This window comes from Tissierellales bacterium, from assembly GCA_035301805.1.
Taxonomy (GTDB): Bacteria; Bacillota; Clostridia; order Tissierellales; family DATGTQ01; genus DATGTQ01.
Window position 1 is genome coordinate 1 of sequence record DATGTQ010000047.1, and the last position, 14,185, is coordinate 14,185.

17 protein-coding genes and 1 tRNA gene are annotated in these 14,185 nt (G+C 30.6%); 17 read left to right on the top strand and 1 reads right to left on the bottom strand.

Annotated elements, in window-relative coordinates:
* From VK071_02120 to VK071_02170, 11 genes are all read left to right on the top strand, one after another.
* On the top strand, positions 1 to 595 hold a 595-nt coding region (locus VK071_02120), incomplete at its 5' end, for a ribonuclease E/G (GenBank protein ID HLR34106.1).
* 112 nt (positions 596 to 707) lie between these two features.
* Positions 708 to 1,016, top strand: coding sequence for a 50S ribosomal protein L21 (gene rplU / locus VK071_02125; protein HLR34107.1), 309 nt, complete (start codon positions 708 to 710; stop codon positions 1,014 to 1,016).
* A gap of 2 nt (positions 1,017 to 1,018) precedes the next feature.
* Positions 1,019 to 1,366, top strand: a complete 348-nt coding sequence (locus VK071_02130) for a ribosomal-processing cysteine protease Prp (protein ID HLR34108.1) — start codon at positions 1,019 to 1,021, stop codon at positions 1,364 to 1,366.
* 3 nt (positions 1,367 to 1,369) lie between these two features.
* Positions 1,370 to 1,660, top strand: coding sequence for a 50S ribosomal protein L27 (gene rpmA / locus VK071_02135; GenBank protein HLR34109.1), 291 nt, complete (start codon positions 1,370 to 1,372; stop codon positions 1,658 to 1,660).
* A gap of 123 nt (positions 1,661 to 1,783) precedes the next feature.
* Positions 1,784 to 3,058, top strand: coding sequence for a GTPase ObgE (gene obgE / locus VK071_02140; GenBank protein ID HLR34110.1), 1,275 nt, complete (start codon positions 1,784 to 1,786; stop codon positions 3,056 to 3,058).
* A gap of 13 nt (positions 3,059 to 3,071) precedes the next feature.
* On the top strand, positions 3,072 to 3,362 hold the full coding sequence (yhbY, locus tag VK071_02145) for a ribosome assembly RNA-binding protein YhbY (protein ID HLR34111.1): 291 nt from the start codon (positions 3,072 to 3,074) through the stop codon (positions 3,360 to 3,362).
* A gap of 36 nt (positions 3,363 to 3,398) precedes the next feature.
* Positions 3,399 to 4,010: a nicotinate-nucleotide adenylyltransferase gene (gene nadD, locus VK071_02150; protein ID HLR34112.1), complete on the top strand. Its 612-nt coding sequence runs from the start codon at positions 3,399 to 3,401 to the stop codon at positions 4,008 to 4,010.
* 12 nt (positions 4,011 to 4,022) lie between these two features.
* Entirely contained in the window at positions 4,023 to 4,589 is a 567-nt protein-coding gene (yqeK, locus tag VK071_02155) for a bis(5'-nucleosyl)-tetraphosphatase (symmetrical) YqeK (GenBank protein ID HLR34113.1), read from the top strand.
* Between the two features lie 5 nt (positions 4,590 to 4,594).
* Positions 4,595 to 5,548, top strand: coding sequence for an LCP family protein (locus VK071_02160; GenBank protein ID HLR34114.1), 954 nt, complete (start codon positions 4,595 to 4,597; stop codon positions 5,546 to 5,548).
* Between the two features lie 18 nt (positions 5,549 to 5,566).
* Positions 5,567 to 5,917: a ribosome silencing factor gene (gene rsfS, locus VK071_02165; GenBank protein ID HLR34115.1), complete on the top strand. Its 351-nt coding sequence runs from the start codon at positions 5,567 to 5,569 to the stop codon at positions 5,915 to 5,917.
* Between the two features lie 91 nt (positions 5,918 to 6,008).
* The gene (locus VK071_02170; GenBank protein ID HLR34116.1) at positions 6,009 to 6,389 is read left to right on the top strand and encodes a RidA family protein; all 381 of its coding nucleotides are present in this window, start codon (positions 6,009 to 6,011) and stop codon (positions 6,387 to 6,389) included.
* Positions 6,390 to 6,403: 14 nt separating this feature from the next.
* Here the strand turns inward: VK071_02170 and VK071_02175 are convergent, their stop codons facing one another.
* Positions 6,404 to 7,714 (bottom strand): D-alanyl-D-alanine carboxypeptidase family protein, encoded by a 1,311-nt coding sequence (locus VK071_02175; GenBank protein ID HLR34117.1) that lies wholly within the window; start codon positions 7,712 to 7,714, stop codon positions 6,404 to 6,406.
* Between the two features lie 166 nt (positions 7,715 to 7,880).
* On the opposite strand from VK071_02175, the gene VK071_02180 reads away from it, so the two are divergent.
* The 6 genes from VK071_02180 (at position 7,881) to VK071_02205 (ending at position 13,847) form a co-directional block, all read left to right on the top strand.
* Positions 7,881 to 8,495: a helix-hairpin-helix domain-containing protein gene (locus VK071_02180; GenBank protein HLR34118.1), complete on the top strand. Its 615-nt coding sequence runs from the start codon at positions 7,881 to 7,883 to the stop codon at positions 8,493 to 8,495.
* Positions 8,496 to 8,509: 14 nt separating this feature from the next.
* Entirely contained in the window at positions 8,510 to 9,541 is a 1,032-nt protein-coding gene (selD, locus tag VK071_02185) for a selenide, water dikinase SelD (protein ID HLR34119.1), read from the top strand.
* A gap of 17 nt (positions 9,542 to 9,558) precedes the next feature.
* Positions 9,559 to 10,986, top strand: a complete 1,428-nt coding sequence (gene selA / locus VK071_02190) for an L-seryl-tRNA(Sec) selenium transferase (protein HLR34120.1) — start codon at positions 9,559 to 9,561, stop codon at positions 10,984 to 10,986.
* Position 10,987: 1 nt separating this feature from the next.
* The gene (gene selB, locus VK071_02195; protein HLR34121.1) at positions 10,988 to 12,898 is read left to right on the top strand and encodes a selenocysteine-specific translation elongation factor; all 1,911 of its coding nucleotides are present in this window, start codon (positions 10,988 to 10,990) and stop codon (positions 12,896 to 12,898) included.
* Between the two features lie 46 nt (positions 12,899 to 12,944).
* Positions 12,945 to 13,640, top strand: a complete 696-nt coding sequence (locus VK071_02200; protein HLR34122.1) for a response regulator transcription factor — start codon at positions 12,945 to 12,947, stop codon at positions 13,638 to 13,640.
* Between the two features lie 110 nt (positions 13,641 to 13,750).
* Positions 13,751 to 13,847: transfer RNA gene (locus VK071_02205), tRNA-Sec, on the top strand.
* The last annotated feature ends 338 nt before the right edge of the window (positions 13,848 to 14,185 follow it).

The following is a 14,185-nucleotide window of genomic DNA, read 5'->3' on the forward strand; positions in this document are numbered from 1 at the left end:
CAGAGATAGTAATTTAAAGAATATAGATAGAATAATTGTTAATAGTAAAGAAAAATATGATTATTTAAAAGAAATAATTGAAATTAATTTTCCTCAATATATAAAAAAAATTGTTTATGAAGAATTTGACATTTATAAATGGGGAAATATAAAAAGAGAAATTGAAAAAATTCTTAGTGGTAAGATACCATTAGAAAGTGGCGGATACATTGTAATAGACGAGACAGAAGCCTTAACAGCTATTGATGTAAATACAGGAAAATACACAGGGAAAGCAAACCTTGATGATACAATATTAAAAACAAATTTAGAAGCAGCAAGGGAAATAGGAAAACAATTAAGGCTGCAGGATCTTGGTGGTATAATAATAATAGACTTTATTGATATGAGAAAAAATAAAGATATTTCTTTAGTATTTAGGGAGTTAAAAAAATATACCCAAGAAGACAGCACAAAAGTAAATATTGTTGACATGACTAAATTAGGGTTAGTAGAGTTAACGAGGAAAAAAGTTAGAAATAGTTTATCGTCACATTTTTTACAGAATTGTGAACATTGTCATGGAAAAGGTAAAAGAATAAGTAAAAAATATTGACAAGGCTCTTTTTATTTGATAAAATTAGTTGTCGTAAGAGGCCGCACAGTGTGGGTATTAAAGCATAGTCACCTAACATTGGCGAGACTGGTTAGAGGAGGTGTATGTGATAATGTATGCTGTAATTGAAACAGGTGGAAAACAATATAGGGTAGAAGAAGGAGATACAATTTTTGTTGAAAAACTCGATGCAAAAGAAGGGGACAAAATAGATTTTGATAAAGTTCTTTTTGTGTCCAAAGATGAACCTGTTGTTGGTAAACCTCATGTTGATGGAGCAAAAGTTGAAGCTACTGTTCTAGAACAAGGGAAAGCAAGAAAAATTATTGTATTTAAATACAAAGCAAAGAAAAATTACAAGAAAAAACAAGGTCATCGTCAACCTTATACAAAGGTAAAAATTGAAGGAATTGTAGGCTAAAAATGATTAATGCAAAAATTTATAAAGACCAGCGTAAAAATATTATTAAGTTTTTTATAACAGGCCATGCTGGTTTTGAAAATGAGGGCCTTGACATTGTTTGTGCTGCTGTATCAGTATTAGTCCATACAGCTTTAGTTTCTTTAAATAAAGTTTGCAAAATTGATGAAAAAGATATAGATTATTTTATAGATGATGATAACGGAGTTATGAAGGTTTCTTTACCTGGTAATTTAGGCAAGGAAAAAAGGGAAAAGGCTAATATAGTATTAAGATCAATGGAACTTGGCTTAATATCTATAGTTGAAGTCTATCCAGAAAATGTAGCTCTCGAGTATAGGGAGGTGTAGAATATGATAAAGTTAAATTTACAATTATTCGCTACGAAAAAAGGAGCAGGTAGTACACGTAACGGTAGAGATAGTGAATCTAAAAGGTTAGGTGTTAAAAGAGGAGACGGACAATATGTTTTAGCGGGAAATATTATCGTGCGTCAAAGAGGAACAAAAATACATCCAGGAAGTAATGTAGGAAAAGGTTCAGATGATACTTTGTTTGCACGGGTTGATGGAGTTATAAAGTTTGAAAGAAAAGGAAGAAATAAAAAACAAGTTAGTGTTTATCCTGTAGAAGAAATGGCTTAAAGCTTACCACTAGGTAAGCTTTAATTTTTTATAATGGCTTTTTTATTGACAGAGTGAATACAATTGGTATAATTTAATTAATATATATAGGGAACTATACTTTGGAAAGTAAGGATGATAAATATGTTTATTGATAGAGCAAATATAGAAGTAAAGGCAGGAAAAGGTGGGAATGGGGCAGTTGCTTTCCGTAGGGAAAAGTATGAGCCTTCTGGCGGTCCTTATGGTGGAGATGGAGGTAATGGTGGAAATATTATTTTGAAAGTAGATGAAGGTTTAAAAACTTTAATGGACTTCAAGTATAAGTCCATATATAAGGCAGAGAATGGAGAAAATGGTAAGACTAAAAGAATGCATGGGAAAAGTGGAGAAGATTTCATTTTAAGAGTTCCCGTAGGAACCTTGGTAAAAGATGCAAGTTCTAATAAAGTAATAGTGGATTTAAAAGAAAAAAATCAAACTGTTACTTTAGCAAAAGGTGGTAGAGGTGGAAGGGGAAATGCTAGGTTTGCTACTTCTACTAGGCAAGCTCCCCGATTTTCAGAGCCAGGGAAAAAAGGAGAAGAATTATCTATAATTTTGGAATTAAAACTTTTAGCCGATGTAGGTTTAATAGGATTCCCTAATGTAGGTAAATCCACTTTACTTTCTATTATGTCTGCAGCAAAGCCAAGGATTGCTAATTATCATTTTACTACTTTAAGTCCTAATTTAGGTGTAGTAAAAGTAGAAGAAAGAAGTAGCTTTGTAATTGCTGATATTCCAGGTCTTATAGAAGGAGCTCATGAAGGAACAGGTTTAGGTCATGAATTTTTGAGACATATAGAAAGAACTAGGTTGCTGGTCCATGTATTAGATATATCAGGATTTGAAGGTAGACAGCCTCTAGAGGATTTTTATAAGATAAATGAAGAATTGGAAAAATACAATTCTAAATTAAAAGATAAGCCTCAAATTGTAGCTGCTAATAAAATAGATATAACTGGGGCAAAAGAAAACTATAATATAATAAAAAATGAACTAGAGGAAAAGGGAATTAAGGTATATCCCATTTCTGCAGCAACTTATGAAGGAATAGATAATCTTAAATATGCTATGTGGAATAAACTAAAAGAAATTGAAAAGGATTACAGTACTTTTGATGATGAAATTGATTTATCTGATCTTAAAGAAGATAAAGAACAAATAATAGTAAAAAAGGAAGATGGAAAATATATAGTAGAGGGAGAATTTATAGAAAAACTTTTATATTCTACTAACTTCGATAGTTATGATTCATTAAGATATTTCCAAGACACAATTAGACGAAAAGGAATAGTGGAGGAATTAAAGAAAATGGGAGTGGAAGAAAAAGATTTAGTATATATATGTGGTTATGAATTTGAATTTTTTGAATAAAGGAGTGTATTAATTGTTAACAGGTAATCAGAGAAGTTATTTAAAGGGTTTAGCAAATAGGATTAATCCTATATTACAAATTGGTAAAAAAGGAATAACAGAAAATTTTGTAATACAGGTAGACGAAGCTTTAGAGGCAAGGGAAATAATCAAAATAAAAGTATTAGATAATAATTTATTAGAACCTAAAGAGGTTGCAAACGAACTTTGTACTTTAATAAATGCAGAGTTTGTTCAGAGTATAGGAAGTAAAATTACCTTATATAGGGAATCTGAAGAGAACAAGAAAATAGAATTACCATAAGATTGGCTTAAGCCAATCTTTTATTGGAGGGATATTGTGTCTAGGGATAAAATAGGTATTATGGGTGGAACTTTTGATCCTATTCATATTGGGCATTTGATAATTGCAGAAGAAGCTAGGGAGTTTTTAAACTTAGAAGAGGTTATTTTTATACCTACTGGTAAACCACCTCATAAAAAAAGTTCTGGCATTACAAGTTCTTTGCATAGATATAATATGACGGAATTAGGGATAAAGAGTAATTCTAATTTTTCTATATCAGCAATTGAAGTAGAGAATTCTAGTACAACTTATACTATTGATACTATTGAAAAATTAAGGAAGACATATAAAAATACCCAATTTTTTTTCATAATTGGTGGAGATTCGATTATAAATATACATAAGTGGAAAGATTATAAAGACTTACTAAAAAGCTGTAATTTCCTAGTGGCTAAAAGAGCAGGAAGTCCAGATGAAGAAGTTAAGAATATAATAAATAAATTAAACAGGATTTATGGGAAGGTTATATATGAGGTTCCCATACCTTATATAGATATTTCATCAACAGAAATTAGGTCTAAAGTAATGAAAAACAAAAGCATTAAATACTATGTACCAATGGATGTGGAGGAATACATAAAAAATAAGAATTTATATAAAGGTTGATAGGGGGAGTTTATGTTGGAACCATGGGTTCACAAACGTCTCAAAGAGGATATAGGTATGGAAAGATATAAACATACTTTGAGAGTCGCTGAGATTTCTAAAAAGCTTGCAAGGAAATATGGTGCTGATGAAGAAAAGGCAAATATAGCTGCTTTATTGCATGATTGTGGCAAATTTCAAGATAAAAAAAATTTATTGAAAGTGGCTGACGATTTTGATATAATTTTAGATAATGTAATGAAAATTAACAAGCATCTAATACACGGGCCTTTGGGGGCAGAAATAGCAAAAAGAACATATGATGTCCATGATGAAGAAATATTAAGTGCTATATATTATCATACTACAGGAAGAGAAAATATGTCTTTGTTGGAAAAAGTTATATATATGGCAGATTATATAGAACCAGGTAGAGATTTTAAAGGATTAGAAGAGGTCAGAAACTTAGTTGATGTAGATTTAAACAATGCTTTACTACTTGCTATGAACAATACAATAAAATATGTAATAGAAAAAGGATATTTATTACATATAGATACAGTAAAAGCAAGGAATAGCATAAAACTTGAAATGGAGTGAGGTCAATGAAAAAAACGTTTCTAAAGAGCTTTTTTGTTTCTTTTTTAGCTTTTGCCATCTTATATGGGGGAGGCACTTATTATTTTGCAAATCATAAGGACAATGTAGTTAGGGAAAATGATGATTTTTTTAATAGAGTATCAGATGATGACGATGATGAATTAGTTTTTTTGGCATTAGGAATTGATACAAAAGATTTATCTAATAGTGGAAAAGAGAGGTCAGATACTATGATGCTGTGTAAAGTTGATAAATCTACAGGAGCAATTTCTGTACTTTCAATTCCAAGAGACACACGTGTACCTATAAGTGGCAGGGATAGTGAGGAAAGAATCAATCATGCTCATGCCTATGGTGGCCCTGAGCTTGCAGTAGAAACTGCTAGTGAGTTAATAGGAATAGATTTAGATTATTATGTAAGAGTGGATTATAAAATTGTTGAGGAATATGTAAACTTAATAGGTGGGGTAGAAGTAGATGTACCTTTTGATATGGTATATTCTGATATATCAGATGATCCTCCATTACACATAGATTTAAAAAAAGGAAGACAAGTTTTAGATGGGGATAAATCTATACAATTTTTAAGATATAGAAAGGGATATGAAAATCAAGACTTAGGACGTATCAATGCGCAACAAGAATTTATAACTGCCGCTATGGATCAAACATTAGAACCAAGCAATATTACAAAAATACCTCAAATGATAAAAGCTTACTATAAGTATGTAGATACAAATATTCCTTTTGATGTAATAACAAAGTTTGCTATGGGGGCAAAAGATTTTGATACAGAAAATGTTCATATGGGCACACTACCAGGAGAGCCTGAGACTATTGATGGTGTAGCATATTTTATACATGAAGAAGAGGAAAGTGAAAAGATGGTGAAGGAATTATTTACCGATCATAAAACTGTAGAAGTTAAAGATAATGAAGATAGTGATGAATTAAATTAGTAAATAGGAGGTTGATTTGTGAAAGAAATTAAAGATAAGCTCCCTATTATAGTAAAAGCATGTGAAGAAACAAAAGCTTTAGATATAAAAGTTTTGGATATAAAAAAGCTTACATCAATAGCGGATTATTTTATAATAGCTAGTGGGAGTTCTACAGCACAAGTAAAAGCAATTGTAGATAAAATTGATGAAGCAATGTATAAGAATGGATCTCATGTTAGCAGGAAAGAAGGATATCTAGCGGGAAAATGGGTGTTATTAGATTATGGTGATATTATAGTACATGTATTTCATGGAGAAAGTAGAAAGTTTTATGATATAGAAAGATTGTGGGCAGATGGTAAAGAAATAATGATAGATACTATATAAAAATAGTACAAATCCTACGGTTTTTAAAACTTATATCCCTAGGGATATAAGTTTTATGCAGTATATATGAAGTTTTTAAAGGAGGATGGTTATGGAAAAAAAGTACGTAAAAACTGAAAATGCCCCTTCAGCTATAGGGCCATATTCCCAAGGAATAATTGCAGGGAATATAGTATATACTTCAGGGCAGCTACCAATTAACCCGAGCACAGGGGAATTATTAAAGGGAGACATAGAAAAAGAAACAATTCAATGTCTAGAAAATGTAATAGCTATAGTTAAAGAGGCAAATGGAGCATTAGAAGATATAGTAAAAGTAAATATATATGTTACTAATATAGATAATTTTTCAAAAATAAATGAAATTTATAGCGAATATTTCAGTGAGCATAAGCCGGCTAGATCTTTAGTAGAAGTTAGAAGACTACCTCAAGATGGTAATATAGAAATAGAAGCTATTGCAATTATATAAAATAAAACCCCGTTTTAACGGGGTTTTACATTTCCATATATATATTTTTCTTTCCCTCTTTTCGATTTCTTTTTATAAAAAATATATTTTATTGTCAACAATATAAAGATAGTTATAAGTATAATCCACCAAATTTTACCTAAGAAGCTTAATATAATATTTTTTAATGGCATTTTTTCAACGGTTAATGTAGATACAATATCAGCTTGTCCCAATTTTTTGTCGTTAAGGTAATATTCTATTTTGCCTAAGCTATCCCCTTGCTTTATTGGTACAGTATTATCCTCAAATATAGTTATTTTCTTTTGAACCCTATTTTCTTTACCTTTAGGTACATTTGTAATGAAACCATCTTTCAGTATACCAGCAACAAAAGGAGTGGTTCCTTTCTTAATTGGGATATTATCTATAAACTCATTTTCAAAGGAAATAGTAGCCTTTTCAAAATTATCAAAGCCATAATTTAAAAGCTTATGGCTATCCGTATATATAGATCTACCTTCACTTTTAAGGACTACTGCTATTAATCTTTGATTGTTTTTTGTTGCAGATGATACTAGACATTGTTTAGCTGCCCCTGTATATCCCGATTTAACACCATCTACACCATCATATTTAATTGGAATAACTTTTTCATTAATCTCTATTTTTTTGTTACTATATAATAGTCTATTAGAGGAAAATAAACATCTTTCTTCATCTTTTTTATTAGTAATAGGTATAGTATAGGTATAGTTCTTTACTATATCTTTAAATACTTTATTTTTCATAGCATATTTAGCCATTAAGGATAGGTCATATGCTGTAGTAACATGTTCGTTACTGGGAAGACCATTTGGATTGGTGAAATGAGTATTTAAAGCTCCTAGGTCTCTAGCTTTTTCATTCATTAATTCTACAAAATTCTCCACGGTACCAGAGATGTGTATAGCTATAGCCACAGCTGCATCATTAGCAGATTCAATTAATAAAGCATTTAACAACTCTTCTAAGGTTAGCTGCTCTCCAGGTTCTAAAGCAATATGGCTACCATCGACTTCTTTAATAACTTCTTCATCAATAGTTACAGTATCACTTAGATTTCCTTTTTCAATGGCTAATATTCCAGTCATAATCTTAGTTGTGCTAGCAGGGAATAATTGTTTATGAGGATTTTTCTCGTAAAGTACCTGTCCAGTATCTCTATCTATTAAGATGGCACTTTCTCCAACTAGGTCTAATTCTTGATGGGAATTAGTATTAGCAGTATCTGAATAAGCTGCTAAAGGAATATTTAGAGTACAAATAAGTATTAGAATAGCTGCGATTTTTTTCAATCTTTTCACCGTCCTTATTTTTACTGTTACTATTATATTGAATACTCTTATTAGTATATCAAAACATTAAATAAAAAGTAATAACTAATTTTTATAATAAAAAAGAGGTAAACAGTCCAATTAAGTCGAACAAAGAAATAGGGCTAATATAACTATGTTATGGGGGTAGAGATAATTGACTTTCTTTACAAAAAGAGAACAAATAGTTATACTATTTATAGTTGTACTTGTAGTAGTTATCTCCTTATTAGGTATTTTTAAAAAGGATACAAAAGATCAGCCTAGTATATCTAAGGAAACTTCGACTAATAATAATACTGATAATGATGATGAAATTCATGATGATGAAAAAGAAGAAAGTTCTAATATTATAATGGTTCACATAAGTGGTGAGGTATCTAAGCCGGGTCTTGTTGAATTAAAAAATGGTTCAAGGTTAATAGATGCAGTTAATGAAGCAGGAGGACTAAAAGATAATGCAGATTTAGATAAAATCAATTTAGCCAAAAAATTAGAAGACGAAGAAAAAATATATATACCTAAAATTGGAGAAGAAGATATAGATGATAATAATAATAGTAATTCTAGTGGAAATGATGATAAAATAAATATAAATACTGCTTCTAAAGAAGAATTAATGACCTTACCTGGTATGGGAGAGGTTTTAACAGATAGAATTATTCAATACCGTGAAAATAATCAGTTTAATTCTATAGAAGATATTCAAAATGTTTCAGGAATAGGGCCTAAAAAGTTTGAAGGTATAGAAGAATTTATTAAAGTTGATTAAAGGATGTGATATATATGAATATTAAACTTACAGAATTAACGAAGAGCTCTGGCTGAGCAGCAAAAGTTGGTCCTGAGACCTTGGCACAAGTTTTGTGTCAATTGCCCGAAGTTTATGATGAGAATTTGATAGTTGGATTGGATACATCTGATGATGCTGCTGTTTATAAAGTAAATGATGAATTAGCACTTATTCAAACCTTAGACTTTTTTACCCCTGTAGTAGATGATCCTTTTGTTTTTGGCCAAATTGCAGCAGCAAATTCTTTAAGTGACGTTTATGCAATGGGTGGAGATCCCAAGCTGGCCATGAATATAGTTTGTTTTCCAAATTGCTTAAGTCCAGATATTTTAGCAGAGATACTAAAAGGAGGAAATGACAAAGTAAACGAATCAGGTGGGGTTTTAGTGGGGGGACATACTGTAGAAGATGAAGAGCCAAAATATGGTCTATCAGTAACAGGTTTTGTTCATCCTAAAGAAGTCCTTGCCAATACTCATGCAAAAGTAGGAGATGTATTGGTACTTACGAAACCTTTAGGAGTTGGGATTATTAACACTGCTATTAAAGGTGGTTTAGCTGATGAAGAATCTTATAATGAGGCAGTTAAAGTTATGGCAACTTTAAATAAATATGGTAAAGAAGCAGCAATAAAAACAGGAGTAAATGGTTGTACAGATATAACTGGTTTTGGCTTATTAGGTCATGCTTTGGAAATGGCTATGGGTAGTTCAGTAACAATAAAAATAAATCATAAAAGTATTCCACTAATTGAAAAAAGTATAGAGTATGCAAGTATGGGATTAGTACCTGCAGGTGCTTATTCTAATGAAAATTATATTGGAGATAGAGTGGTGTTTAATGGAAGTGTTCCAATAGAGATAAAAGATATATTATTTGATCCTCAGACTTCCGGTGGGCTACTACTTTCTGTAGAAAAAGGGAAATTAAATACATTACTTGAAAATCTACAAGACAACCCTACTTCATATGGTGTAGTTGGGGAAGTAGTAGAAAAGGAGAATCATTTTATAATAGTAGAATAAAGAAAGGGAAGAATAGAATGAATAACAACAAAAACTTATTTAGTTTAATTCCTAAGATAGATGACCTTTTAAATAATGAAATTGTAAAAGGGTTATTAGATTATATGCCCAGGACTGTAGTAGTTGAAGGCGTTAGAGAAGAAGTAAATATCTTAAGAGAGAAAATAAGAACAGGTGAAATGACTGAAGAAAAAATAAAAAATTGTATGGAGGATTTACCAAATTTGGTAAAACTCAGAGCGGAAAGTAAGTTATCTTTCCATTTGAAAAAAGCAATAAATGCTACTGGTGTTGTAATACACACAAACCTTGGTCGTTCCTTAATAAATGAAGAGGTTATGAATAATGTATTTGAAATAGCTACTAGTTATTCAAATTTAGAGTATGATTTATCTAAAGGTAAAAGAGGTTCTAGATATGCTCATTTAGAAGATATTATTACTAAAATAACTGGTGGAGAATCTGCTATGGTGGTAAATAACAATGCAGCGGCAGTTATGTTAGTTTTAAGTACTATAGCTAAGGAAAAAGAGGTAATAGTATCTAGAGGTGAATTAATTGAAATTGGGGGCTCTTTTAGAATCCCAGAAGTAATGGAACAAAGTGGGGCCAAACTAGTAGCCGTAGGAACTACTAATAAAACTCATTTTTGGGACTATGAAAGGGCTATAAATGAAGAAACAGCTGCTTTACTTAAAGTCCATACTAGTAATTATAGAGTAGTTGGCTTCGCTTCTTCAGTGGCTTCGGAAGAATTATATTCTTTAAAAGAAGAGTATAGTATACCCTTAATAGAGGATTTAGGCAGCGGTGTTCTTTTAGATTTATCTAAATATGGATTAGGACATGAACCGACAGTACAAGATTCATTAAATAACGGTATAGACATTGTTACATTTAGTGGGGACAAACTATTAGGAGGACCTCAAGCAGGTATTATAGTAGGTAAAAAGGAGTATATAGAAGAAATGAAAAGGAATCCTCTTACAAGAGCATTTAGAGTTGATAAGTTTACATTGTCTGCATTAGAAGCAACTCTTAAATTGTATTTAGAGGAAGAAACTGCTATTGAAAAGATTCCAACGTTAAATATGTTGACACTGAATGAAAGGGAAATAAATAAGAAAGCAGAACTTCTTTACAATATATTGAAAAAAGAAATAGACTATGAAGATGTAAATATAGAAATTGTAGATGATTATTCAGAAGTAGGTGGAGGATCTTTGCCTATTGAAAAATTGCCTACGAAATGTGTGACTATATCTTTAGAAGAATTGAGCATATCAAGTTTAGAAAGAGAGTTAAGACATTTGCAGACTCCTATTATTACGCGAGTATATAAGGAAAAAATGTTTTTAGATTTAAGAACTATGAAAGAGGATGAATTTAGTACAGTAAGTAATGGTTTATCTTACTCGTTAAAAAAAATAAAAGGAGTGCTATAAAGTGAAGCATTTTATTATTGGTACAGCAGGTCATATAGATCATGGAAAAACAACTTTGATAAAAGCTTTAACTGGTAGGGAGACTGACAGATTAAAAGAAGAAAAGGAAAGAGGAATATCTATAGATTTAGGATTTACTTTTTTCGATTTACCTAGTGGTAAGAGGGCTGGGATCGTTGATGTTCCCGGTCATGAAAAGTTTATAAAAAATATGTTGGCTGGTACAGTAGGTATGGATATTGTTCTACTAGTAATAGCTGCAGATGAAGGGGTTATGCCACAGACAGTAGAACATCTTGCTATTCTTGATTTACTAGGTGTTAAAAAAGGGTTTGTAGTACTTACAAAAACAGATTTAGTAGAAGAAGAGTGGCTAAAGTTAGTTATTGAAGATACTAGAGAGAATTTAAAAGGTACATTTTTGGAGAAATCCCCTATTATACCTGTATCATCTACTAAAAAGACGGGTATAAAAGAGGCTATAAAATTAATTGATGAAATGGCAGACGAAGTAGAAGAAAGGGATATAAAGGATATGCCTAGACTTCCAGTAGATAGAGTTTTTAGTATATCTGGCTTTGGTACAGTAGTTACAGGAACTTTAATTTCTGGAACTTTTCAAATAGGGGATGAAGTGCAAATATTTCCAGGTAATAAAATAGGAAGAATTAGAAATTTACAAGTACATGATAAAGATAATAAAAAGGCTTATTCTGGCCAAAGGGTAGCAATAAATATAGCCGGATTAAAAAAAGCAGATATAAATAGAGGAGATGTAATTGCACCTGCAGATTCTATGAAAGACACTATGATGTTAGATGTATCTATGAGATTGTTGAATAGTATCCCAAGGCCTATTAAAAATAGGACTAGATTGAGACTTTATGTTGGCACAAAAGAAGTATTATGTAGAATAGTTTTATTGGACAAAGAGGAATTAACCCCTGGTGAATCCGCTTACGCTCAATTGCGTTTGGAAGAGAGAGTTGTAGCAAAAAGAGGAGATAAATTTGTTCTAAGATATTATTCACCAATGTTTACCATAGGTGGGGGAGAAATATTAGAGGCAAATCCCACAAAGAAAAAGCGATATGATGAACGAGCATTGGAAGAATTAAAGATTAAAGATAAAGGTGATTATTCAGATATTATAGAAAGAATTATATTAGATAAAAGTTTTGAATTTCCAACATTAAAGGATATATCAGTTTATACAGTGAAACCAGAGGATAGAATAGAAAGGGAGATAGAAAAATTAAAAGAGAAAAATAAAGTAGTAGTATTTAAGTTATCAAAGGATATGCATGTTATACACATAGATTACTTTAATAAAATTAAAGATGAAATTCTTAAGGAATTAAAAATCTTCCATAGCAATTACCCTTTAAGATCTGGTATGCAAAAAGAAGAGTTAAGAGTTAAATATATTAAGGGAGCTAGAGCAAAAGTAGCGGATAACTTTATAGATTTATTAGAAAAAGAAGAATATATTAAACAGGAAAATGAAAATGTTCGTCTTAAAGGCTTTAAAGTTGAATATACTGAAAAGCAATTAGAAATAAAGAAATTTTTATTAGATAAATTTGATAATAGTGGGTTGTTACCACTAAATAAAGAAAAGGTATTTCATGATATGATATATAGTGTTAATGAAGCTGAACAAGTATTTACATCTTTAGTAGATGAAAAGTTACTTATTAAATTGAAAGAGGATATATATATAAAAAGAGAAATATATGAGGAAGCTGCAGATATTGTTAAAAAGTATATAAAAGAAAATAAATATATTACTGTAGGTCAATGCAGAGATTTACTGGATACAAATAGAAAGGTATCTATTGCATTGTTAGAATACCTTGATTATGAGAAAATTACAAAAAGAGTTAAGGATAAGCGTTATTTATTAAATTAACAAAAATTCATCAGTTTCCATATTACTTTGACGAGGTGATACTTTTATGGATACAAAAGTATTAATAGTAGATGATGATAGGACCTTTGTAAAAGGACTTAGATATAGTCTTGAACAGGATGGATATATTACAAATGCCATCTATAGGGGAAAAGCTTTAATAGAAATTCTAAAAGGGGAGGACTATAATTTAATAATTTTAAATATAATGCTACCAGATGTAGATGGACTAGAATTATGCTTAAAAATTAGAAAAGATTCTTCAATACCAATAATAACTATATCTGAAAAGGATAAAGATATAGATAAAATACTTGCATTGGAATATGGGGCTGACGACTACTTAGCTAAACCTTTTAATGATTTAGAGCTGAAAGCTAGAATAAAGGCTATACTTCGAAGGATTAATATGAATGAATCGAACTTAACTGATCAAGTTATAGAGGTAGATGATTTTAAGATAAATACTTTAGGTAGAAAATTATCTATTAAGGGCAAACAGATAAATTTAACGGCAAAAGAGTTTGATTTATTTATGCTTTTATCTAGCCATCCTGGAAAAATTTATACAAGGGAAGATTTACTTAAAGCTATTTGGGATTATGAATATTTTGGAGATTTAAGAACCGTAGATGTCCATATAAGAAGATTAAGAGAAAAGATAGAGAGGGATGCAAGTCAAGCCCAATACATTTTAACAAAATGGGGAGAAGGTTATTATTTTAGAAATAAAAGAGATTAGGTTAATTATTTTAAAAGATAGGTAGGTTTTATGATGACCTATCTTTTAAAATGATAAAAAACACTTGAAAAATGTCGTAATATGGGTTATAATAGATTTTGTGCATATTTGGGAGTAGATGGGTTCTGGTGGGCCCTCTGGTCTTCAAAACCAGCGCGAGGGGTTAGGAGCTTCTTGGGTGAGTTCGATTCTCACATACTCCCGCCATAATATACAGGTCACTTTGGTGGCTTTTTTTATTTTTTGTTTTTGCAAATATTTTATATATCCATAAAGAATATTCTTAAGATTATTATATAAATACAAAACATAAAATAGACCTAAAATAACAACATAAATTTAAAATTATGTTATAATGTTAAGGGACGTCACTCTTTTAAAGGGGGATATGAAATGAAGAAAAGAAATGTTATGGTCTGTGTGACTCAGCAAAAGACTTGTGAAAGACTTATATTAAGTGGTATAAGCATGATGAGGAATGATCATGACAATTTGTATGTCATACATGTAGTAAATGAAAAACAAAAGTTTTTAAATAATGATGA